General features: G+C 71.1%; 18 protein-coding genes. 7 read left to right on the top strand and 11 right to left on the bottom strand.

The window, feature by feature from the left end; all coding sequences use genetic code 11:
* Window positions 1-36: 36 nt before the first annotated feature.
* The 3 genes from ACLJQM_RS21745 to ACLJQM_RS21735 all read right to left on the bottom strand — a co-directional run bounded on the left by ACLJQM_RS21745 (window position 37) and on the right by ACLJQM_RS21735 (window position 5,420).
* Window positions 37-3,921 carry a vitamin B12-dependent ribonucleotide reductase gene (locus ACLJQM_RS21745; protein WP_410632576.1) on the bottom strand — a complete coding sequence of 1,295 codons (3,885 nt, stop codon included), beginning with the start codon at window positions 3,919-3,921 and terminating at the stop codon, window positions 37-39.
* 32 nt (window positions 3,922-3,953) lie between these two features.
* Window positions 3,954-4,448 (bottom strand): transcriptional regulator NrdR, encoded by a 495-nt coding sequence (gene nrdR, locus ACLJQM_RS21740; RefSeq protein WP_086676168.1) that lies wholly within the window; start codon window positions 4,446-4,448, stop codon window positions 3,954-3,956.
* 513 nt (window positions 4,449-4,961) lie between these two features.
* Complete coding sequence (locus tag ACLJQM_RS21735) at window positions 4,962-5,420, bottom strand: LysM peptidoglycan-binding domain-containing protein (RefSeq protein WP_247012222.1); 459 nt, start codon at window positions 5,418-5,420, stop codon at window positions 4,962-4,964.
* Between the two features lie 362 nt (window positions 5,421-5,782).
* On the opposite strand from ACLJQM_RS21735, the gene lexA reads away from it, so the two are divergent.
* Complete coding sequence (gene lexA / locus ACLJQM_RS21730; RefSeq protein ID WP_169735242.1) at window positions 5,783-6,442, top strand: transcriptional repressor LexA; 660 nt, start codon at window positions 5,783-5,785, stop codon at window positions 6,440-6,442.
* 77 nt (window positions 6,443-6,519) lie between these two features.
* Here lexA and ACLJQM_RS21725 read toward each other — a convergent pair whose 3' ends face one another.
* From ACLJQM_RS21725 to ACLJQM_RS21715, 3 genes are read right to left on the bottom strand one after another with little or no spacing between them, the layout of a single operon-like run.
* Window positions 6,520-7,536, bottom strand: a complete 1,017-nt coding sequence (locus tag ACLJQM_RS21725; protein ID WP_410632575.1) for an esterase-like activity of phytase family protein — start codon at window positions 7,534-7,536, stop codon at window positions 6,520-6,522.
* A 53-nt stretch (window positions 7,537-7,589) separates the two neighbouring features.
* Window positions 7,590-9,038, bottom strand: coding sequence for a GTPase HflX (hflX, locus tag ACLJQM_RS21720; RefSeq protein WP_360766617.1), 1,449 nt, complete (start codon window positions 9,036-9,038; stop codon window positions 7,590-7,592).
* 42 nt (window positions 9,039-9,080) lie between these two features.
* The gene (locus tag ACLJQM_RS21715; RefSeq protein ID WP_247012228.1) at window positions 9,081-9,584 is read right to left on the bottom strand and encodes an ArsR/SmtB family transcription factor; all 504 of its coding nucleotides are present in this window, start codon (window positions 9,582-9,584) and stop codon (window positions 9,081-9,083) included.
* 62 nt (window positions 9,585-9,646) lie between these two features.
* Between ACLJQM_RS21715 and ACLJQM_RS21710 the strand changes: the two genes are divergently transcribed.
* On the top strand, window positions 9,647-10,900 hold the full coding sequence (locus tag ACLJQM_RS21710) for an MFS transporter (RefSeq protein ID WP_410632574.1): 1,254 nt from the start codon (window positions 9,647-9,649) through the stop codon (window positions 10,898-10,900).
* Window positions 10,901-10,909: 9 nt separating this feature from the next.
* Entirely contained in the window at window positions 10,910-13,420 is a 2,511-nt protein-coding gene (valS, locus tag ACLJQM_RS21705; RefSeq protein WP_410632573.1) for a valine--tRNA ligase, read from the top strand.
* Between the two features lie 15 nt (window positions 13,421-13,435).
* Here the strand turns inward: valS and dapF are convergent, their stop codons facing one another.
* Window positions 13,436-14,263 (bottom strand): diaminopimelate epimerase, encoded by an 828-nt coding sequence (gene dapF, locus ACLJQM_RS21700; protein ID WP_410632572.1) that lies wholly within the window; start codon window positions 14,261-14,263, stop codon window positions 13,436-13,438.
* Window positions 14,264-14,273: 10 nt separating this feature from the next.
* On the bottom strand, window positions 14,274-15,185 hold the full coding sequence (gene miaA / locus ACLJQM_RS21695; protein ID WP_410632571.1) for a tRNA (adenosine(37)-N6)-dimethylallyltransferase MiaA: 912 nt from the start codon (window positions 15,183-15,185) through the stop codon (window positions 14,274-14,276).
* 219 nt (window positions 15,186-15,404) lie between these two features.
* Here miaA and ACLJQM_RS21690 point away from each other — a divergent pair, with 219 nt between their 5' ends.
* Both ACLJQM_RS21690 and ACLJQM_RS21685 read left to right on the top strand, forming a co-directional pair.
* Window positions 15,405-16,718 (top strand): DUF349 domain-containing protein, encoded by a 1,314-nt coding sequence (locus ACLJQM_RS21690; RefSeq protein WP_410632570.1) that lies wholly within the window; start codon window positions 15,405-15,407, stop codon window positions 16,716-16,718.
* A 325-nt stretch (window positions 16,719-17,043) separates the two neighbouring features.
* Window positions 17,044-17,472, top strand: coding sequence for a hypothetical protein (locus ACLJQM_RS21685; RefSeq protein WP_247012239.1), 429 nt, complete (start codon window positions 17,044-17,046; stop codon window positions 17,470-17,472).
* Here the strand turns inward: ACLJQM_RS21685 and ACLJQM_RS21680 are convergent.
* The 3 genes from ACLJQM_RS21680 to ACLJQM_RS21670 all read right to left on the bottom strand — a co-directional run bounded on the left by ACLJQM_RS21680 (window position 17,469) and on the right by ACLJQM_RS21670 (window position 19,873).
* Window positions 17,469-17,942, bottom strand: a complete 474-nt coding sequence (locus tag ACLJQM_RS21680; protein WP_247012241.1) for a hypothetical protein — start codon at window positions 17,940-17,942, stop codon at window positions 17,469-17,471. The genes ACLJQM_RS21685 and ACLJQM_RS21680 overlap by 4 nt on opposite strands.
* Window positions 17,939-19,432, bottom strand: a complete 1,494-nt coding sequence (gene miaB, locus ACLJQM_RS21675) for a tRNA (N6-isopentenyl adenosine(37)-C2)-methylthiotransferase MiaB (protein ID WP_410632569.1) — start codon at window positions 19,430-19,432, stop codon at window positions 17,939-17,941. The genes ACLJQM_RS21680 and miaB overlap by 4 nt, the downstream gene beginning before the upstream one ends.
* Before the next feature lie 108 nt (window positions 19,433-19,540).
* Window positions 19,541-19,873, bottom strand: a complete 333-nt coding sequence (locus ACLJQM_RS21670; protein WP_247012245.1) for a hypothetical protein — start codon at window positions 19,871-19,873, stop codon at window positions 19,541-19,543.
* Window positions 19,874-20,094: 221 nt separating this feature from the next.
* Between ACLJQM_RS21670 and ACLJQM_RS21665 the strand changes: the two genes are divergently transcribed.
* Together ACLJQM_RS21665 and ACLJQM_RS21660 are read left to right on the top strand one after the other, a co-directional pair.
* Window positions 20,095-20,367, top strand: coding sequence for a helix-turn-helix domain-containing protein (locus tag ACLJQM_RS21665; protein ID WP_410632568.1), 273 nt, complete (start codon window positions 20,095-20,097; stop codon window positions 20,365-20,367).
* Entirely contained in the window at window positions 20,343-21,512 is a 1,170-nt protein-coding gene (locus ACLJQM_RS21660) for a hypothetical protein (RefSeq protein ID WP_410632567.1), read from the top strand. Before ACLJQM_RS21665 ends, ACLJQM_RS21660 begins: the two co-directional genes overlap by 25 nt.
* Window positions 21,513-21,522: the final 10 nt, after the last annotated feature.

Here is a 21,522-nt window from a genome sequence, read left to right as displayed (position 1 = left end):
GGGTGACGGGACGCGCGCGTCCCGTCACCCGGGCGGTCAGCTACAACCCGAAGTCGCGCCGCAGCCTTCGCAGGCGTAGCACGAGCCTGCCGGGCGCATCTTCGTTCCGCACGTCATGCACAGCGGGGCGTCCGCGGCCTTGCCGAGGCGGAGCTCCATCAGCTCCGTCGTCGTCTGGGCTTCGCGGTGGGGGTGGTCCGTTTCCTCCGCGTGCGGCTCCGGCGAGGAGTCCACTGTGGACTGCAGGGCCTCGAGGTCGACGTTCGACGGCGTGCCGTAGTTCGCCTCGACCTCCGCCGAACGCTCGTCCGCCGACAGGATGCCCAGCTGCGTGCGCTTTTCGTGCGGCAGGTAGTCCAGGGCCAGGCGGCGGAAGAGGTAGTCCATCACGCTCGTCGCGATGCGGATGTCCGGGTCGTCGGTCATGCCGGCCGGTTCGAAGCGCAGGTTGGAGAACTTCGAGACGTAGAACTCGAGCGGGATGCCGTGCTGGAGGCCGACCGAAATGGACATCGAGAACGCGTCCATCACGCCCGCCAGGGTCGAACCCTGCTTGCCCAGCTTGACGAAGATCTCGCCGAGGCCGTCGTCCGGGTACGAACCCGCCGTCAGGTAGCCCTCCGCGCCGCCGACCGTGAACGACACCGTCTGGCTCGGGCGCTTCTTCGGCAGGCGCTTGCGGACCGGGCGGTACTCGACGACCTTCTCCGGCTCCGCCACGGCCTTGTCCTTCTTGGCCGTCGACAGCGGCTGGCCGACCTTGCAGTTGTCGCGGTAGATCGCGAGGGCCTTGAGGCCGAGCTTCCAGCCCTGGAAGTAGATCTCCTCGACCTCTTCGACCGTCGCCGACTCCGGCATGTTGACCGTCTTCGAGATGGCGCCCGACAGGAACGGCTGCACCGCGGCCATCATCCGGACGTGGCCCATCGGCGCGATCGAGCGCTCGCCGACCGCGCAGTCGAACACCTCGTAGTGCTCGGGACGCAGGCCCGGCGCGTCGACGACGTGGCCGTTCTGCGCGACGAACTCGACGATCGCCTCGACCTGCTCGGCCTGGTAACCCAGCGCTTCGAGCGCGCGCGGCACCGTCTGGTTGACGATCTGCATCGAGCCGCCGCCGACGAGCTTCTTGAACTTGACCAGCGAGAAGTCCGGCTCGATGCCGGTCGTGTCGCAGTCCATCATGAAGCCGATGGTGCCGGTGGGCGCGAGCACGGACGCCTGCGCGTTGCGCCAGCCGTGCTTCGTGCCGATGTCGATGCCCTTCTTCCACTCCTGCGTCGCCAGCGCGCGGACCGCGGCGTCGTTCGAGTGGTAGGTGCGGACGAGCTCGTTCGCCGCCGCGTGCTTGCGCATCACGCGCTGGTGCGATTCGGCGTTGCGCGCGTAGCCCTCGTACGCGCCGACCGCCTGGGCCATTTCGGCCGAGCGGCGGTAGGAAACACCCGTCATCAGCGACGTGATCGACGCCGCGAGCGCGCGGCCGCCGTCGGAGTCGTACGCGTGGCCCAGCGCCATCAGCAGCGCGCCGAGGTTCGCGTAGCCGATGCCGAGCTGGCGGAACTTCCGCGTGGTGTCGGCGATCGGCTCGGTCGGGAAGTCCGCGAAGCAGATCGAGACGTCCATCGCGGTGATGACGAACTCGACCGCGCGGGCGAACAGCGGCGCGTCGAACGTGCCTTCGGGCGTGACGAACTTGAGCAGGTTCAGCGACGCGAGGTTGCAGCTCGAGTTGTCGAGGTGCATGTACTCGCTGCACGGGTTCGACGCGGTGATCCGGCCCGACTCCGGGCAGGTGTGCCAGTCGTTGATCGTGCCGTCGTACTGGATGCCGGGGTCGGCGCACTCCCACGCGGCCTGCGCGACACCGCGGAACAGCTTCTTCGCGTCGGTCCGGTCGATCACCTCGCCGGTGAGCCGGGCGCGCAGGCCGAAGTCGGTGCCGTTCTCGACCGCCTGCATGAACTCGTCGGACACGCGGACCGAGTTGTTCGCGTTCTGGTACTGCACCGAGGAGATGTCCGCGCCGGAGAGGTCCATGTCGAACCCGGCGTCGCGGAGGACCTTGATCTTCTCCTCTTCGCGAGCCTTCGTCCGGACGAACTCTTCGATGTCCGGGTGGTCGATGTCGAGCACGACCATCTTCGCCGCGCGCCGGGTGGCGCCGCCGGACTTGATGGTGCCCGCGGACGCGTCGGCGCCGCGCATGAACGAGACCGGGCCCGACGCGGTGCCGCCGGAGGTGAGCAGTTCCTTCGAGGACCGGATGCGGGAGAGGTTCAGGCCCGCGCCGGAGCCGCCCTTGAAGATCAGGCCTTCTTCGCGGTACCAGTTGAGGATCGACTCCATCGTGTCGTCGACGGCGAGGATGAAACAGTTGTGGACACGGAGGTTTCCGGAAAGGTACTCGCCGGATTCCGTCTGGATGTCGTAGACCGGCAGCTCGCCACGGGTTTCGATCGCGGCGATCTCCAGCCGCTTCCGCTCGTGGGCGGCCAGGCCCGGCTTTTCGAACGACGCCTCCAGCTTCGCGGTCTTCACCGGATCGACGAAGCCGATCTCGTCCGCGAAGATCCGCCGGTCACCGGCGTTCTGGATCCGGATGCCCCAGAGGTCGTGCCGATCCGGCCGGCTCTCCTTCTTACGGCCCACCCGGGCGAAGATGCCGAACCGGGCCAGCAGCTGCTGGAGACCACGGACGAGTTCTTCGCCGATCATGTCCAGCGCGACCAAAGTGGACCGCTCCCGCGCGGATACGTAGCCCTCCGCCTGGAAGATGCTCCGCAGGTACGCGGCCACGACCGGAAGCGGCGCCGTGTACAGGAACTCCGGCACCGCCATGTCGACGCCGCGAGCACGCAAGCCCCAGGCCTCGACGAAGTTCTCGAGGACGTTGCCGTAGAGCCGGGTTCGGCGGCAGTCGAGTGTCTCGTCCTGGGTTTCGACGGCACGTTCGTGGCGGTGGACGTCCGGGAAGACGCGGTCGAGCGCGTTGCGCACCCAGCTCAGCTCGGCGTCGTTCACGGTCATCGCTTCGATGGTGAGCGAGCGGTTCGTGCCTTCGTACTGCCCGACGAAACCGTCCGACTGCAACCAGCCCGCCAGCGCGGCTTCGGCGATGTCGGTTTCCCTGATCTCCTCTTCACCGAAAGCGGCGCGGCGGTGCCATTCGAGCTGGTCCCCGACCCGCAGCTCGCCGGCGGGCACGAACTTCCCGCCGCCCGCACTCGCACGCCACACGAGGTGATCGGCCGTGACGTCCAGGACGTGCCCCGACTTCGTCGTGACTCGCAGGACTTCCTTGATCCCGTTCGCCTTGGTGGCGACGACCTTGGTCAGCCCGTGCGCGTCGTAGACCTTGGCACCCACGGCGTCCAGCTCGACGAAGCGGCCGATCGGTACCGCGCCGCCGGGGGTGCTCACCAGGGCGTCGTACGGCTGACACGCGCTGACCTGCTGCTTCGACGCCGTGCCGACGTTGAACCAGACCGGGGAGTTGAAGCTGAAGACCTGGTGCAGCAGCATCCAGGTGAGCTCGTGCTCGAAGATTTCGAGGTCCTGCGGCGAGGTGAAGTAGCCGTGGTCGAGCGCGGCCTTGACGTAGGTCTTCACGACCCGGTCGATCAGCTGCTTGAGGCTGCGCTCGCGCTGCGGGCTGCCGACGGCGCCGCGGAAGTACTTGCTGGTGACGATGTTGGTGGCGTTGACCGACCAGAAGTCGGGGAACTCCACGCCGCGCTGCTCGAAGTTGACCGAGCCGTCGCGCCAGTTCGTCATCACGACGTCGCGCTGTTCCCAGGTCACCTGGTCGTAGGGGTGCTGCCCTTCGGTGGTGAAGACGCGCTTCACGCTCAGCCCGCCGGCTGCCTTGCTCTTCTTGCCGGCGGCCGCGCCGGTCCCGGTTCCCACGGTTTCGGTCATCGGTCGAACCCTCACTCCCGCAGCGGGACGGCTCAATCGCCGTCTTCGCGCTGATCGCTCTCCTCCGGAGCAGCAGAACCCGCCATGGCCTCACGCAGATCGGCGATCTCCTTCTCGAAGTCCTCGACGGACGAGAAGGAGCGGTAGACGCTGGCGAACCGGAGGTAGGCGACCCCGTCGAGCTCACGCAGCGGGCCCAGGATGGCCAGGCCGACCTCGTGACTCGGGATCTCCGCCAGACCGGCAGAGCGGATCGACTCCTCCACGCGCTGCGCGAGCTGCTGCAGCGCGTCGTCGTCGACCGGCCTGCCCTGGCAGGCGCGGCGGACGCCGCTCACCACCTTGTCCCGGCTGAACTGTTCGGTGACCCCGGACCGCTTGACGACGGCGAGCACCATCGTCTCCGACGTCGTGAACCGCCGTCCGCACGACGCGCACGAGCGCCGCCTGCGGATCGCCTGGCCTTCATCCACCTCTCGGGAGTCGACGACCCGGGAGTCCGCATGCCGGCAGAACGGGCACCTCATCCGCCGATCACCTTCCCCTCATCGCCGCCCGCCCCGGTCGACGTCCCCCGGCCACCACGCGTGGCCGTGCCGCGACCGCCCGGTACCCCTGCACCTGGTGATCGACTTGTGGACATCCGGTGGGTGAAAGACGGCCAGCTGTGGACAACTGCTGCCCAGTCTACCCCAACCTGTGGACCAACTACAGCGGTGTAACTACTACATATAGCGGGCGACAGTAGAACTCGGCGCGAGCTCGCGCAAGCTGCGGCGGCGTGTCGGACCCGGCCGGGTGAGACCTCCCGCGGGAGGGGGTGCGAACGCCGTCCCGGCGGCTCCCGTCGCGAATGGACCGGAGCGGCCCGAGCCGGATTCGCCGACGCGGCAAGCCGTCGCGGCAGCCCTCCGTCGGACCGGCCGGTGATTTCACCGGGCCGAGTGAATCTTGGCCGGCGCCGTCGAACGTGCCCACCCAGGCCGGTAACGCCGTTTCGCGGCGAGCCGGACTCGGCATCCCCGGAGAAGGGAGGCGGCTCAGGGTGCGTCGGCGACCGGGACCGTGAGGGGCAGCCCGGGCACGAGGACGGCTTGGTCCAGGCGGTTGAGCTCCTTGATCCGGGCGACGACGGCACCCGGCTCGCTTTCCGGCGCGAAGCGCGCGGCCAGCGAAGACAGCGTGTCGCCCTGCTCGACCGACACCGTCGCGGTCCGCGCGGGCACCGGAGCACCCGGGGTGCCGCCGCCCAGCAGGCCGAGACCGGCGACCACCAGGCAGCTCGCGACGCCGAGCGCGGCGAGCCACGGCCACCGCACCGGCACCCGGCGGGGCGCCGCGCAGGGCGAGCCGGCCGGGCGGCGGCCCGCCACGACCCGGGCGCGGGTCGGCGGGCGCTGCACTTCGCCGCGGCGGCCGCGCAGCACGTGCACGGGGCGGGGCTGCGCCGGGACCGGAGTCGCCGGGCGCATCGGCCCGCGTTCGGCCAGAATGGACATCCGAACCTCCTCGAAACCCTGGTGTCCGCCTGTTTCCGCGGGCCGGGGCCGGTCGGCGGATCAAGGTCGAACAGGCGTTCTATCGAACGCCCGTGCGAAGGTCTACCACCTACCACCGACAAAATCGAGCGGACACGGCGTGTCGATCGAACAGATGTTTGAAATCGCCGTGCCCGGGGGCTAACGTCGGTGACCAGGGCATCTGCCGGGCAGGTGCCGCCCGGCGAGGCTGCCCGCACCCGGCGGGCGGCGGCCGGCGCGCAGATACGTGCAGCGAACGTCTGGGAGGCGACGCAGTGGCGAAGGAGAACAAGGCGGGCAGGACCAGTGGGTCCCCCGGTGGCTCGGGCAAGGTGCACGCCATGCCCGAGGTGTACGACGTGGACGAGACCCTCACCGTCCGCCAGCAGCAGGTCCTCGACGTGATCCGCTCGTGGGTGAGCCGCTTCGGCTACCCGCCGAGCGTCCGTGAAATCGGTGAAGCGGTCGGGCTGACGTCGACGTCGTCGGTCTCCCACCAGCTGCGCGCCCTGCAGCGCAAGGGTTACCTGCGCCGGGACGCGAACCGCCCGCGCGCGGTCGGGGTGCTCTCGGCGACCGACGACAACCCCATGGGCATCGAGATGGACCAGCAGCCGGTCATGCCGAAGGCGGCGTACGTGCCGCTGGTCGGCCGGATCGCCGCCGGTGGCCCGGTGCTGGCCGAGCAGGCCATCGAGGACGTCTTCCCGCTGCCGCGGGAGATCGTCGGCGAGGGCGAGCTGTTCCTGCTCAAGGTCACGGGCGACTCGATGATCGACGCGGCCATCACCGACGGCGACTGGGTCGTGGTCCGGCAGCAGCCGGACGCGGACAACGGCGAGATCGTCGCGGCGATGATCGACGGCGAGGCCACGGTCAAGACGTTCAAGCGCAAGAACGGCCACATCTGGCTGATGCCGCACAACGAGGCGTACGAGCCGATCCCCGGCGACGACGCGACGGTGCTCGGCAAGGTCGTGGCCGTGCTCCGCAGGCTTTGAAAAAGGTGCTCCCGGGCTTTCGCACGGCCCGGGAGGTTCACCGGATCGGATGATCTTCGGCCGTGGGGAGCCGGAGGTCAGCGGCGAGAACGGCGACGCAGTCTGCTGAAGCCGAACCAGCCGACACCGACCACCGCCAGCGTGATCCCGGCAGCGGGCAGGACGGGGAGCCCGGCCCCGTCCCCCGAGCCGGACGAAGCGCCGGCGCCGGTCGAGGTCGTCCCCTCCGCCGGTGCGCCGGACTGCGCGGCCAGAGCCGCCGCGCCCCGCACCGTGCGGAGGGGCTGGCCCACCCCTTCGCTGCCGGAGATCAACGTGCCGTCGGGGTCGAACGCGATCGCTTCGCCCTGCTTCTCCCCCGGCAACGGGATCCGGACGGGGTTGCGCTGCAACGCGGCCAGGAGGTCGCCGTCCGGAACCGGGTAGACGTAGGCGTCGGTGTACGTCCGCAGCGCGACGACACTGCCGTCCGCCATCGAAGCGGCGCCGGTGACCAGCACCGAACCGATCGACCCGACCGGCCCGCCCTGGGTGTCCGTCGTCTCGATCTTCAGCGAGCCGACCTTCTCCAGGTTCGTCGGGCCCGGGCTGGCCAGCGGCCCGGAAGGCCGGTAGACGCGGGCCTCGCCCAGGACGTCCTTGGTGATCAGGTACGGCGTCCCCGACTTGTCCATCAGCAGCGCTTCGGTGTCGTGCTGGCCGTCGGGGTAGGTGAGGCGGTGCAGCGTGACCTTGCCGGCCGGGCTCATTTCCAGCAGGGCGACCGTCAGCCGCCCCTTCAGGTTGTCGCCGGTGTCCGACAGCCACAGCGTCCCGTCGGGCGTGCGGGCCAGGTCCTCGACGTCGAACGGGTCGGTCTTGTCGCTGAGGACCTTCTGCACCTTGCAGTCGCGCCCGAGCACGAACACCTGGGCCTTGGTGCCGCCGTCGTTGATCGCGTAGAGCTTCGAGCCGTCGGAAACCAGGCCGGACAGCTCGCCGATCCGCGAGTCCTTCATCGTGCACAGCGGCTCCGGAGCCGGAGCCGCCCAAGCCGGGACGGGCCCGCTCAGCAAAGCCAGCGAAACCGCCGCGAAAGCGACCACCCAGCGCACCCAGCCACCTCCGTAGTGTGCGACCCCAGTGGATCGCACACTACGGAGACGTCTCAGGCCCTGGTCGAGTTGGTCTCGAACTCGCGCAAAGCCGCGGCGAGGTCCGGGCGGACCCGCACCAGCAGGCGCGTGCCGTCCTCGGCGTGTTCCTCTTCGAGGACTTCGCCGTCCGCGTGCGCCCGCGCGACCAGCTCGCCGCGCGTGTAGGGCACGAGGACCTCGACGGTGACCTCCGGCCGCGGCAGGCGGTCGGCGAGCACTTCGACGAGCTCCGGGATCCCCGCCCCGGTCCGCGCCGAGACCTGGACCGAGCCGGCCAGCGCGTGCCGCAGCCGGGCGAGGCTGACCTCGTCGGACGCGTCGATCTTGTTGATCACCAGCAGCTCCGGCGGGAGCGGCTCCTTGCGCTTGCGGGTGATCTCGCCGAGCACCTCGCGCACGGCGCTGACCTGCTCCTCCGGTGCCGGGTCGGCCCCGTCCACCACGTGCAGCAGCAGGTCCGCGTCCGCGGCCTCCTCCAGCGTCGAGCGGAACGCGTCGACCAGCTGGTGCGGCAGGTGCCGCACGAACCCGACGGTGTCGGTCAGCGTGTAGCCGCGCCCGTCCGTGGTCTGCGCGCGCCGCGTGGTCGGGTCGAGGGTGGCGAACAGCGCGTCCTCCACCAGCACCCCGGCCCCGGTCAGCGCGTTGAGCAGGCTCGACTTGCCGGCGTTGGTGTAGCCGACGATCGCCACGCTGGGGACCTCGTTGGCCAGCCGCCGCCCGCGCTTGGTCTCGCGGATGGTGTCCATCGCGGCGATCTCGCGGCGCAGCTTCGCCACGCGCTTGTTGATCCGCCGCCGGTCGGTCTCGAGCTTGGTCTCACCGGGACCGCGCAGGCCCACGCCGCCGTTCGCGCCACCGGCGCGGCCACCGGCCTGCCGGGACAGCGACGCACCCCACCCGCGCAGCCGCGGGATCAGGTACTGCAGCTGGGCCAGCTCGACCTGCGCCTTGCCCTCCTTGGACCGGGCGTGCTGGGCGAAGATGTCGAGGATCAGGGCGGTCCGGTCGATGACCTTGACCTTGACCTTCTCCTCGAGCTGCCGCAGCTGGCCCGGCGAGAGCTCGCCGTCGCAGATCACGGTGTCGGCGCCGGTGGAGCCGACGATGTCCCGCAGCTCCTTGACCTTGCCCGAGCCGATGTAGGTGGCCGGGTCCGGCTTCGGCCGCCGCTGGATGAGGCCTTCGAGGACCTCCGAGCCCGCCGTCTCGGCCAGGCGCGCCAGCTCGGCCAGCGACGCCTCGGACTGCAGGGCCGTGCCCTCGGTCCACACGCCGACCAGCACGACGCGTTCGAGCCGCAGTTGCCGGTACTCGACCTCGGTGACGTCCTCGAGCTCCGTGGACAGTCCCCTGACCCGGCGCAGCGACGCCCGGTCCTCGAGCTCCATCTCACCCGTCGACGGGTCGCCGTCGTACAGGTCGTCGTCGTGGTCTTCGGTGTGTGTCAGATCTGTCATCGTGCCTCCATGTTCCCACGTTTCGCCGCGGGAACCGAACTTTTACGTGCTGGGATAGGTGGCGAGGTAGACCGCGGTGCGCTCGGCGCCGGGACGGCGGGGGCGCGCGCGGAACTCCTCGAGCAGGGCGTTGAGCCGGGTTTCCAGCTCCGCCCGCTCCTCGGGGGCCACCTGGACGACCAGGCGCGTCTGGTGCACGCCCTCGAATCCGGTGTCGGCGATCTCGGCCAGATAGGCCTCGAGTACCGCCTGCTCCACGTCCTTGTCACCGCATGAGTCGAGTGTCCACGAAAGGCCCGTCGAAAGATACGGGATTTCCCGGGCGCCGCGGGTCCCGCGGCGCGGGGGCTGCGCGGCGAGGAAGCCGGTGTCGACGAGCCTGCGCACGTGGTGCAGCGTCGTCGCCGGGTCCCGGCCCAGCCGCTGCGCCAGCTCCTTGTTCGTCAGCGCCTCCGAGAAGGTCAACCGGATGATGCGCAGCCGTATTCCGGAGGCTAGCGCGGCGGCCTCGGCTTCGGTGGCGGTACGTCGTTTCTCGGGTGGCACCGGCACAGCCTAGAGCGAACAGTGATTGACACTTTCCAATCACTCGCGGCACACTCGTCGCCATGCGCAGGGGGTCACTGTTCTTCCACGCCGATTTCCGGCGGCTCTGGGCCGGCGACACGGCCAGCCAGTTCGGCACCGCGGTCGGCTACACGGCGGTTCCGTTGCTCGCGGCGGTGACGCTGGCCGCGACACCGTTCGAGATGGGCCTGCTCACCGCGGCCGAGACGGTCGCGTTCCTGCTGATCGGGCTGCCCGCCGGGGTCTGGGTGGACCGGCTGCGCCGCCGCCGGGTCATGCTCACGGCCGACTTCGTCCGCTTCGCGCTGCTGCTGAGCGTGCCGCTGGCCTGGTGGGCGGGCGTGCTGACGCTCACGCAGCTGGTCGTCGTCATGCTGGTCGTCGGCGTGGCGACGGTGTTCTTCGACGTCGCCTACCAGTCGTACCTGCCCTCACTCGTGGGGCGGGAGCACCTCCTCGAAGGCAACGCGAAGCTGCAGGCGGTCCAGTCGGTCGCGCAGGTCGCCGGGCCGAGCGGCGCGGGCGTGCTGGTCCAGCTGATCAGCGCGGCCGGCACGGTGCTCGTCACCGCCTTCGGCTACCTGACGTCGGCGCTGTGCCTGCTGCGGATCCGCGCGGCCGAGCCGGCGCCGGAACCCACCGGGCACACGCGCCTGGGGCAGCAGATCGCGGAAGGGCTGCGGTTCGTCTTCTCCGACAAGCCGTTGCGGTCGAGCGTGGCGTGCACGGCGACGGCGAACCTCTTCGGCGGCGCGTTCGTGGCGGTCCAGGTGCTGTTCTTCACGCGTACCGTCGGGCTGTCCCCCGCGCTGGTCGGCGTGATGCTCGCCGTCGGCGGCGCGGGCGGCATCCTCGGGGCGGTCTTCTCCGGCGCGCTGACCCGCCGGATCGGGCACGCCCGCACGATCTGGCTGGTCCCGCTGCTGTCCTGGCCCGCGCACCTGCTGCTCCCCTGGACCGGCGCGGACTGGCGGCTCGTGCTCGCCGCGTTCGGCGAGGTCGTCTACGGGTTCGGGGTGATCGTCTACAACGTCGCGCAGGTTTCCTACCGCCAGGCGATCTGCCCGGACCGGCTGATGGGCCGGATGAACGCGAGCGTCCGGTTCCTCGTCTGGGGCACGCTGCCGCTCGGCGGTCTGCTGGGCGGCGCGCTCGGCGAAGGTCTCGGGCTGCGCGGGGCGATCTGGGTCGCGGCGGCCGGGGAGGCGGCCGCCGCGCTGTGGGTCGTCTGCTCGCCGCTGCGGACGATGCGCGACCTGCCGACCGCGGCGAAAAGCGGTTCTCCCGCCGCCTAGAGTTGCTTCATGAGCAACCCACACGAGCGCCCGCGAGTCCCGGACAAGGTCGGTGTCGACGGTCTGGAGGCCAAGTGGGTACCCGTATGGGAGTCCACCGGCGCCTACCGCTTCGACCGCACGAAGACCCGCGAAGAGGTCTACTCGATCGACACTCCCCCGCCGACGGTCAGCGGGTCCCTGCACATCGGGCACGTCTTCTCCTACACCCACACCGACGTGCTGGCGCGGTTCAAGCGGATGCGCGGGCTCGAGGTGTTCTACCCGATGGGGTGGGACGACAACGGCCTGCCGACCGAACGCCGGGTGCAGAACCACTTCGGCGTCCGCTGCGAGCCGTCGCTGCCCTACGACCCGGACTTCCGGCCGCCGGAGAAGCCGGGCAAGAACGTCGTGGCCGTGTCGCGGCGGAACTTCGTCGAGCTGTGCGAAACGCTGACCGAGACCGACGAGAAGGTGTTCGAGCAGCTGTGGCGGCAGCTCGGGCTGTCGGTCGACTGGACGATGACCTACCAGACGATCGGGCACGACTCGCGGTTGATCTCGCAGCGCGCGTTCCTGCGCAACCTCGAGCGCGGCGAGGCCTACCAGGCCGAAGCGCCGACGCTCTGGGACGTGTCGTTCCGCACCGCCGTCGCGCAGGCCGAGCTGGAGGACCGCGAACGCCCGGGCGCCTTCCACGACCTCGCGTTCGACGGGCCGGACGGCGACGTCGTGATCGCGACGACCCGGCCGGAGCTGCTGCCCGCGTGCGTCGCGCTGGTGGCACACCCGGACGACGAGCGGTTCAAGCCGCTGTTCGGGAAGTCCGTGCGGACGCCGGTGTTCGGCGTCGAGGTGCCCGTGGTGGCGCACCACCTCGCGGATCCCGGGAAGGGCCGCGGCATCGCGATGGTGTGCACGTTCGGCGACACCACGGACGTCACGTGGTGGCGCGAGCTGCGGCTGGCGACGCGGGTGGTGCTGGGCCGCGACGGCCGGTTCCTGCCCGACGCGCCCGCCGGCGTGCCCGCGGAGGCGTACGCGCCGCTGGTCGGCAAGACCGTCCACACGGGACGCGAGATCCTGGTCGGCCTGCTGCGCGAAGCCGGCGCCCTGCGCGGTGAGCCGCGGCCGATCACGCATGCGGTGAAGTTCTACGAAAAGGGCGACAAGCCGCTGGAAATCGTCGCGAGCCGGCAGTGGTACCTGCGCAACGGCGGCAACGACCCGGCGTTCCGGGAGAAGATGCTGGCCCGGGGCGAGGAACTGAACTGGGTGCCGAAGCACATGCGCGTCCGGTACTCGTCGTGGGTGGAGAACCTCGCCGGCGACTGGCTGGTCAGCCGCCAGCGGTTCTTCGGCGTGCCGATCCCGCTGTGGTACCGGCTCGACGCGCACGGCGAACCGGACTACGACGCCCGCCTGCTGCCCGAAGACCTGCCGGTCGACCCGAGCAGCGACGTCCCACCGGGCTTCACCGCCGAACAACGCGGCGTGCCCGGCGGGTTCGTCGCCGACGCCGACGTGATGGACACGTGGGCGACGTCGTCGCTGACGCCGCAGATCGTCGGCCGGTGGACCCTCGACGACGACTTGTTCGCCCGGGTGTTCCCGATGGACCTGCGGCCGCAGGCGCACGAGATCATCCGCACCTGGCTGTTTTCGACGGCGGTGCGCGCGGAGCTGGAGCACGGCGTGCTGCCGTGGCGGGAGACGTCGATCGCGGGCTGGGTGCTCGACCCCGACCGCAAGAAGATGTCGAAGTCCATCGGCAACGTGATCACGCCGGTGGACCTGCTGGAGCGCTTCGGCTCCGACGCGGTCCGCTACTGGGCGGCGAGCGCGCGCCCGGGCGTCGACACGGCGGTGGACGAAGGGCAGATGAAGGTCGGCCGCCGCCTGGCGACGAAGCTGCTCAACGCGAGCCGGTTCGTGCTGGGCCTGGGCGTGCCGTCCGCTTCCGCGGTGGTGGGGGAACCCCTCGACCGTGCGCTGCTGGCGTCGCTGGACGCCGTCGTGTCCTCGGCGACCGCGGCGTTGGAGGCGCTGGACTACGCGCGGGCGCTGCAGGTGACGGAGACGTTCTTCTGGACGTTCTGCGACGACTACGTCGAGCTGGTGAAGGGCCGCGCGTACGGCGACCTCGGCCCGGCGGCGGCTTCGTCGGCGCAGGCGGCGCTGGTGACGGCGTTGTCGGCGGTGCTGCGGCTGTTCGCGCCGTTCCTGCCGTTCGCGACCGAAGAAGTCTGGTCGTGGTGGCAGGAGGGCTCGGTGCACCGGGCCGGGTGGCCCACGGCGTCGTCGTCCGGCGGCGACCCGGAGCTGCTTTCCCTGGCCGGCGCGGTGATCGCGGCGGTCCGGCGGGCGAAGACGGACGCGAAGGTGTCGATGCGGACCGCCGTCGAGACGCTGACGGTCACCGGCCCGGCCGAGCTGCTGGCGCGGTTCGCGGACATCCAGGCGGACATCCGCGTCGCGGGCGCGATCACTTCGGTGGAGACGCGCGAAGGCGAGTTCGCGGTGGAAGCGAAGATCTGAGGCGAGGGGCCGCCGTCACGAACCGGCGGCGGCCCACCAGCCTTCGTCGATCTCGCCGCGGGCCACGATCTCCGCCGGGCCCGACAACGTCGACGCGCCCCGCGACACCGTGACCTCCACCCGGCCGCCCGGGATGTCCACAGTGGACGAGCCGGTGTCCGTGCCCGCCAGGTGGAACGCGGCCGCCACCGCGGCGACCGTGCCGGTGCCGCACGCCCGGGTCTCCCCCACCCCGCGTTCGTGGACGCGCATCCGCAGCGCGCCCTCGCCGAGGCGGTTGACGAACTCGAGGTTCACGCCGTGCGGGAAGACGTCGTGGTCGAAGTCGGGCTGGTCGCGCAGGTCGAGGCCGGCGACGTCGTCGTCGAGCACCGACACCAGGTGCGGGTTGCCGACGTTCACCGCGACGCCCGAGAACGGGCGGCCGGCCACCACCGTGACCGACGTGCCGGTGATCGTCGCCGGGCCCATCTGCACCGTCACCGACCGGTCCGGGTGCACCACCAGCGGGCGGTCGCCCGCACGGGTGCCGATGACGAACTCGCCCTCGGTCGCCAGGCCCGCTTCGACGAGGTAGCGGGCGAACACGCGCGTGCCGTTGCCGCACATCTCCGCGATCGACCCGTCGGCGTTGCGGTAGTCCATGAACCACTCGCCCGCGGACGGCTCGTCGAGCGCGGCGGCGCGGACGACGCGCAGCACGCCGTCGGCCCCGAGGCCGCGGCGGCGGTCGCACAGCGCGGCGACCCTGGCCGCGGTCAGCTCGAGGCGGCCCGCCGGATCGGGGAGCAGCACGAAGTCGTTCTGCGTGCCGTGCCCCTTGAGGAACTCGATTCCGCCCATAGGGGCAAGATTACCGGCCCAGGGTATCCAGGACGCGCGCGGCCAGCCCCGGATCGGCGCCGCCGAACCAGTGGATCCGCTGGTCGCGCCGGAACCAGGAACGTTGCTTCCGGACGAAGCGCCGCGTCGCCTGCGCGGTCGCCGCGGCGGCCGCTTCGAAGTCGCCGCCGCCGTCCAGCTCGGCGAGCACCTGCTGGTAGCCGAGCGCCCGCGACGCCGTCTTGCCTTCGCGCAATCCCCGCTTCTCGAGTTCGCGCACCTCGTCGACGAGCCCGGCCGCGAACATGCGCCGGACGCGTTCGTCGACGCGCTCGTCGAGCTCCGCGGGCTCCCGGTCGACGCCGACCACGACCGTGCCGTAGCGGGCGGGCCCGGGCTTGGGGAGGTTCGCCGAGAACGGCTCGCCGGTGATCTCGATGACTTCGAGGGCACGCACGATCCGCCGGGTGTTCGTCGGCAGGATCGCCGCCGCCGCGGCCGGATCGCGTTCACCCAGCCGGGTGTACAACGCGGGCGTGCCGAGTTGCACGGCCTCCTCGTCCAGCCGGGCCCGGACCGCCGGGTCGGTACCGGGGAACCGCAGGTCGTCGAGCACCGCCTGGACGTACAGGCCGGACCCGCCGGTCAGCACCGGCACCCGGCCGGCGGCCAGGAGCCGCTCGATCTCGGCGCGCGCGTGGCGCTGGTAGGCCGCGACCGACGCCGTCTCGGTCACGTCCAGCACGTCGAGCAGGTGGTGCGGCACGCCGCGGCGCTCGGCTTCGGTGGCTTTCGCGGTACCGATGTCCATGCCGCGGTAGAGCTGCAACGCGTCGGCGTTGACGACTTCGCCGCCGAGTTCGAGGGCCAGCTCCACGGCCAGCGCGGTCTTGCCGGTGGCTGTCGGCCCGACCACGGCGACCGGGGCGACGAGGCTGTTCACGGCGGCTGACGATACCGGCGGGCCGACACGGAGCGTCCACCGGAAGTAGGATCACGAGCTTCGAGTGGCTCATCCAGTACCACGGTGCGCGCTGAGCTGCTTGAATGCCGCGTGGGGGCCGTAGCATCCGAGCACGGCCCGTGACGACCGCATTACCCGGCCCCGCTTCCGCGGCGGGGCGCCCGCGCCAGCGGGCGTACAGGCGATAAGGAGCCTGCGATGGCCCAGGAGAACACTTCCACCGGTACCCCGGCCCCGCACCCGGTGCCGCACGCGCTGCACGCCGGGCACGCCGCCCCGCCCGTGCCGCCCGCCGAGCCCACCCCGTCCACCTGGGGCCGGATCGACGAAGAGGGAACCGTCTACGTCATCACCGCCGAGGGCGAACGCGCGGTCGGCGTCTGGCAGGCCGGCAGCCCCGACGAGGGTCTCGTGCACTACGCCCGCCGCTTCGACGACCTGCGCACCGAGGTCGAGCTGCTGGAGACGCGGCTGGCCTCCGGGGCCGGCGACCCGAAGCACGCGCTGTCGAGCGCCACCCAGATCCGGGACGGGCTGGCCGAGTCCGCCGTGGTGGGTGACCTGGCCGCGCTCGCCGCACGCCTCGAGTACGTCATCGCGCACGCCGAGAAGGCGCTGGCCAGCGCGAAGGCGGAGCGTGAAGAGGCCCGTGCCGCCGCGGTCGCGCGCAAGCAGGAGCTGGCCGAGGAGGCCGAGAAGATCGCCGCCGACTCCACCCAGTGGAAGGCGGCGGGCGACCGGCTGCGCTCGATCCTGGACGAGTGGAAGACGGTCAAGGGCGTCGACCGGAAGACCGACGACGAGCTGTGGAAGCGGTTCTCGAAGGCCCGGGAGGGGTTCAACCGCCGTCGCGGGTCGCACTTCGCGGAGCTCGACAAGCAGCGCGCGTCGGCCAAGCAGCGCAAGGAAGAGCTCATCGCCGAGGCCGAGGCCATCAGCGAGTCCGAGGACTGGGGCGACACCGCGGGCCGCTACAAGGACCTGATGACCGAGTGGAAGGCCGCCGGCCGGGCCCCGAAGGACAGCGACGAGGCGCTGTGGCAGCGCTTCCGCGCGGCGCAGGACAAGTTCTTCGCCCGCCGCTCCGCGGTGTTCTCCGAGCGCGACGCCGAGTTCACCCAGAACGCGGCCCGCAAGGAAGAACTCCTGATCGAGGCCGAGAAGATCGACGCGGCGGCCAACCTGGAGGCGGCGAAGGGCGCGCTGCGCAAGATCCAGGAGCAGTGGGACGAGATCGGCAAGGTCCCGCGCGAACGCATCCGCGAGCTCGACGGCCGGCTGAAGGCGGTCCAGGACGCGGTGAAGTCGGCGGAGGACAACCGCTGGCGCCGCACGGACCCCGAGGCCCAGGCCCGCGCGGCGCAGTTTCGCGAGCGCGTCGAGCAGTTCGAATCGCAGGCCGCCAAGGCCCGCGCGGCGGGCGACGAGCGCCGGGCGAAGAAGGCCGACGAGCAGGCCGCGCAGTGGCGCGAGTGGTTGGAAGCCGCGGAGGCGGCGGTCGCGGACCGCTGAGGCCGAGTTCGTGAAGGCCGCCTTGAGGAACTCGGGGTTCTGCAAGGCGGCCTCTCGAACTTGGGGTCAGCCGCGGTGGGACCGGATCGCTGCCGCTCGCGGTTCCCAGCGCCCGCGCAAGGCCTGGTCTCGAGCGCGGCCGTCTCGGGTGGCTGGCTCAGCAGCGGTCTTCGAAGCGAGTTCGGACCGCCGCCGAGCAGGCGCCGACCGCCGCGGCCTGGGTTCCGTGGGCGGACGGTTAACGCGTCACCCGAAGCGGTGTGACGGGCTGCACGGCCGGGGGTCACCGGGCGCTTTCCCGGCCCCGCGGTGCTGCACTTCGATCATGAGCAAGCCATCGAACTTCGTGTCCGCACTGGTCGTCGCCTGCACCGTCGCGCTCGCCGCCCCGGCCGTCGCGCTGGCGGCCGCCGGGCCCGTGCCCGCCGCGGTGCAGGGGAAGAAGCACAAGGCCAAGGTCGAGGCCCAGGCCGACAAGAAGAGCGTCAAGGTCGGCGAGACGGCGAAGATCAAGGGCTCGTTCGCCGACCTCGGCGGGCAGGAGAGCATCGCCGGCGGTGAGCCGGTGATCGTCCAGCAGCTGCGGGCCGGCGTCTGGGTCGACCTCAGCACCGGCACCTGCCGGCCGAACGGGAACTTCGTGTTCAGCCTGAGCTTCAGCGTCCGCGCCAGCCTGACGCTGCGCGTCTACCACCCGGAAACCGAGCTCTACGTCAGCGCGGTCTCCAGCGTGATCGGCCTCGTGGTGCGCTAGGAGCGCGAGAACGCCGTGCGCATCCACTGCACGGCGAGGCAGATCATCGCGATCCAGGCGATGATCAGGCCGAAGCCGGGTCCGCCGCCCGCGGCGCCGCTGGCGTGCGACGACTGCTGCGACCAGATGGCCAGCAGCCCGTCCACCGAAGCGAACCAGCCGCCGGCGGCGCACACCCAGGCCAGCCACCAGCGGCGCGTCACCAGCGCCAGCGCGGACGCGAGGATGCCGACGCCGGTCGACGTCGCCGCGAACAGCTGCGGGATGCCGCCGCCCTCGCCGGCCAGCACCTGCCAGCCCGCGTGGTCGCCGACCCACGGCAGGATCAGGCAGATCAGCAGCACGAACGAGAACACGGCGATGGTGAACCCGCGCCGGCCCAGCTCCACCGTCCGGGACGCGTGCACGCCCGCTTCGTCGATCTCGGCGGCCAGTTCGGCCAGGTCACCGTTGCCCTGGGGCTCGGTCACAGCGCACACCCACTCACCGGTTCGGGCTGGGCCGCCGGAGCTCCGAAGCCCGGCAGGCCCAGCGTGACACCGCTCGTCTTCGGCCGCAGCCCGGCCTCCGCGTTGTCGCCGGCGCGCGTCCGCCGGTGGGACAGCAGATCGCCGTCGGCGACCAGGTGGTGCGGCGCGCCGTAGGTGACGACCGCCTCGACGACGTCACCCGGCCGCACCGCGCGGTCGACGTGGTCACCGGCCGGCGTGAAGTGCACGAGCCGCCCGTCGCGGGCGCGCCCGCTCATCCGGTGCGTCTCGGCGTCCTTGCGCCCCTCGCCCGCGGCGACGAGCAGCTCGACCCGGCGGCCGACGATCTTCTTGTTCTCTTCCCAGGAGATCGCGTTCTGCAGCTCGACCAGCCGCTCGTAGCGCTCCTGGACGACGGCCTTGGGCAGCTGGTCCGGCATCGTCGCGGCCGGCGTCCCGGGGCGGATCGAGTACTGGAAGGTGAAGGCGCTGGAGAACCGCGCCTGCTCGACGACGTCCAGCGTCGCCTGGAAGTCCGCTTCGGTCTCCCCGGGGAAGCCGACGATGATGTCGGTGGTGATCGCGGCGTCCGGCATGGCCGCGCGGACCTCGTCGAGGATCTTCAGGAAGCGCGCCGAGCGGTAGGACCGCTTCATCTCGCGCAGGACCCGGTCCGACCCGGACTGCAGCGGCATGTGCAGCTGGTGGCAGACGTTCGGGGTCTCGGCCATGGCGTCGATCACGTCCGAGGTGAACGCGGCCGGGTGCGGCGAGGTGAACCGCACGCGCTCGAGCCCGCCGATCCCCTCGGCGGCGCGCAGCAGCTTCCCGAAGGCGAGCCGGTCGCCGAACTCGACACCGTAGGAGTTGACGTTCTGCCCGAGCAGCGTGACTTCGAGCACGCCTTCGGCAACGAGCGCCTCGACCTCGGCGAGGATCTCGCCGGGCCGCCGGTCGCGTTCCTTCCCGCGCAGGGCCGGGACGATGCAGAAGGTGCAGGTGTTGTTGCACCCGACCGAAACGGACACCCAGCTCGCGTACGACGACTCGCGGCGCGCGGGCAGCGTGGAGGGGAAGGTCTCGAGCGATTCGAGGATCTCGACCTCGGCCTCGGCGTTGTGCCGGGCGCGTTCGAGCAGGGTCGGCAGCGACCCGATGTTGTGCGTCCCGAAGACGACGTCCACCCAGGGAGCGCGCTTGACGATCTCCCCGCGGTCCTTCTGCGCGAGACACCCCCCGACGGCGATCTGCAGGTCGGGGTTGGCGACCTTGTCGGGACGCAGGTGCCCGAGGGTGCCGTAGAGCTTGTTGTCCGCGTTCTCCCGGACGGCGCAGGTGTTGAACACGATGAGGTCGGGCTTGCCCCCGTGGTCGACGGGGACGTACCCGGCGTCTTCGAGCTGCCCGGCGAGCCGCTCGGAGTCGTGCACGTTCATCTGGCAGCCGAAGGTGCGGATCTGGTACGCCCTGGGTGCCTGTGTCTCGGTCATCGGCTTCCAGGGTAGACCCGCCCCCACCTGCGCCTCGGCGTCCCCTCCCGGGCCGGGCACGCGGGCCGGGTGCGGTGGGCCCGGGCCGGGCCGGGCCCACCGGTGGCGTCAGCAGTGCCCGACCGCCGGCTGCTGGGAAACGACGCCGGAGCTGAGGTAGCCCACCTGCGAGTAGTAGGTGGCCTTGAACCAGCGGTTCGACCCGAAGCCGTTGTCCCCGCCGTCGAGCCAGCAGTTGATGTCCACCCACTGGTTGTAGATCGTCACCTTGATGCCGGCGCCGAGGTTCGGGTCCTGCCGCAGGTTGCCCTGGGTCACGTACCCGCGGGCCGCCTGGACGGAGTCTCCGCGCGCCGGTGCCGCCGACGCGGTCGCCACGCCACCCGCGGCAGCCGTCGCCGCGATCGCCGTCACGGCCAGTGCTCTGGTCACGATGTTCATCGTTCCTCCTCGTATTCCACGGTCGAGGATTCACGCTAGAACGGAAAACCCGCGAAACGCGCTTCGTTGCGGACATCAATCGCCGTGCAACGCGACATCAGGCAATTCCGTGGACACTTCTTGTCCCATTATTGTCTACGCGGCCGCGACGAACACCGTGCTACCAAGTAATGGTGGTCTCTTTCGGGCAAAGCGAGAGCAACCGCCGGCTGGACTGGTTGTTGCGCACCAGCCGTGGGCCGCTCGGCCTGCGGGAGTTCGCGGCCGCGCTCGGTGGGGGAATCGCGCCGAGCACCCTGAGCCGCTGGGAGCGGGGAAGCGCCGGCATCGGCCATTTCGCCGTCCGCGGCTACGCGAACGCCTTGGACCGACCGGAATTGGTGACGATCGCCGACAACATGGCCCGCTACTACGGAAACCGGCTGGGACCGGGCCGGCTCTCGCGCGCCCACCGCTCGACCCCGCATCGGTGTCCACCCGGCTCGACCGGCTGATCGAGCGGGCGACCGGCGACGACCTGTTTTCCGGGCGGGACTGGGACGCACTGACCGATCTCCTGTCCCGGGGCCTCGTGGTGGTGAGTCCCCGTTCGACGTGGGCGCGGCTGGCGGAACGGCTGCTCGCGGAGATGGCCATCGCCGACGGGGCGCACTGGCTGTGGCGTGCGGAAGCACTGCACCGCCTCCTGGCTCACCCGGTCGGCGGGGAGATCGCCGTGGCCACCGCGGCGGCCGCGGCAGCCGATCGGGCGACCCAGAGCCTCATCGGCACGATCTCCGTTCTCGACGCCACTTCGTCCGGTCCCGCGGCCTCGGTCGTCATGCGGCAGCTGACGAACCCGACTTCACACCGGTCCTTCTCGGGCGCGCTCCTGTCCTGCCACCGCAAGGTCCGGCTGGGGCACTTCACCCGCGGCCAGCTCGTGCACATCGGTGGTGTCCTGGCCGACTTGCGCGACCAGCCGCTCGCCGCGGCGATCGCCGCCTGCCTGCCCGCGCAGCTGCGCAAGCGGTTCGGCCTGATCACGAAGACCGACCGGGACGGTGCCCGCGACCACCGGACCTTGATCGAGACGGTCACCGCTTCCGTCGGCGGCACCGTCCACCCGGCCGACCAGGACGTGCTGAACGACCTTTTGGCCGAAGCCCTCGGTGCCGACGTCTTCGACGAACGCATGCACGCGCTGTTCCTCCTCCACGCCGGCCCCTACCGGCTGCCGATCGCAAGGGAGTTGGGGCGCGTCATGGCCGGGCGCCATCGCGAGCCGGAGTCGGCGATCGTGGCGGAAGCCCTGCGCAAGCTGGGTGGCCGGCGCGAACGTGCCCTTGTCGAACAACTGGTGCTCGCCGCCGGGACCCGAGCGGACGTACGCGAGGCGGCGGCGTTCGCCCTCGGTCACATCGGCGGGGAAAGCGACGAGAACTTCTGGCGCGCCGCACTCGCGATCACCCGCCGGTGGCGGCCGGGCAGCACCACGACGTCCACGATCGACCGCCTCGTCTACGCCGCCGGCCGCACCGAAAAGAGCAACTTCCTCCACCGGGTCCTGGCCACCGCGGACCTGCCGCGAGTCGCGCGCGTCTCGGCACGCTGGTGGCTGGAGATACCGTCGCACATCCGGCTCAGTGTCACGGTCTGATCCGGGAGAG

Origin of the sequence: Amycolatopsis sp. cmx-4-83, from assembly GCF_046548815.1 — a bacterium.
GTDB classification, from domain to species: Bacteria; Actinomycetota; Actinomycetes; order Mycobacteriales; family Pseudonocardiaceae; genus Amycolatopsis; species Amycolatopsis pretoriensis_A.
The sequence above is the reverse complement of the archived record's forward strand: the minus strand, read 5'-3'. Positions and strand labels throughout refer to the sequence as shown.